We start from the raw sequence: 613 nt of genomic DNA on the forward strand, positions 1-613 counted from the left end.
CCGCCGCACCGAGCACGGCGCCGCCGCCCAGGTACAGCGCCATCTGCTTCATGACCTCGTACAACACGTCGACGATCACCGCGAAGTTCAGGTCGGCGAACTGCTGCCTGAGCAGTTCCGCGAAGCGCGGCCGGGATGCGTCGAGCGCCTGCTTGACGGCCAATGCGTTGCGCACGCCGCCCATGTCGGCGCCCGCATCGGCGATGCGACCGAGCGTCGCGCTCGCCTCGTTCGACCAGCGCTGTACGCGCCGCGCGATGTCGAGCCGGGCCTGCGCGCCGGCCTGGGCATAGTGGCGCTGCATGGTGTCGAGGGCGCGCGTCAGATCGGTCCAGTTGCTCGAAAAGTCAGACATGGTGCTCGTAGGAAAACAATTGTGAACGGCGCCAATGGCCGATTTAACGAACAGGAAATTTCTGATAGTATATACATGATTTAACATAAATCTAACAATCCCCCGTGCGGAGGACACATTCGATGCAGGAGCTGCGATATGTCATCAGATTCGCTCGATAACCGGATAAAGGCGCTCGGCGTTGCCGGCACTGCCCTCGACACCGCGGCGCTGCTGAAAGCCGGCTCGGGGAGCGCGGCCCTGGCGTCGGGCGTCGCC

At 63.5% G+C, this 613-nt stretch carries 1 protein-coding gene; it reads right to left on the reverse strand.

Features of this window, described 5'->3' with window-relative positions; translation table 11 throughout:
- On the reverse strand, positions 1–355 hold a 355-nt coding region (locus ACEN88_RS33655), incomplete at its 3' end, for a DUF6861 domain-containing protein (RefSeq protein ID WP_413346691.1).
- Between the last annotated feature and the right edge of the window lie 258 nt (positions 356–613).

Origin of the sequence: Massilia sp. CT11-108, assembly GCF_047302915.1 — a bacterium.
GTDB lineage: Bacteria > Pseudomonadota > Gammaproteobacteria > Burkholderiales > Burkholderiaceae_D > Telluria > Telluria orientalis.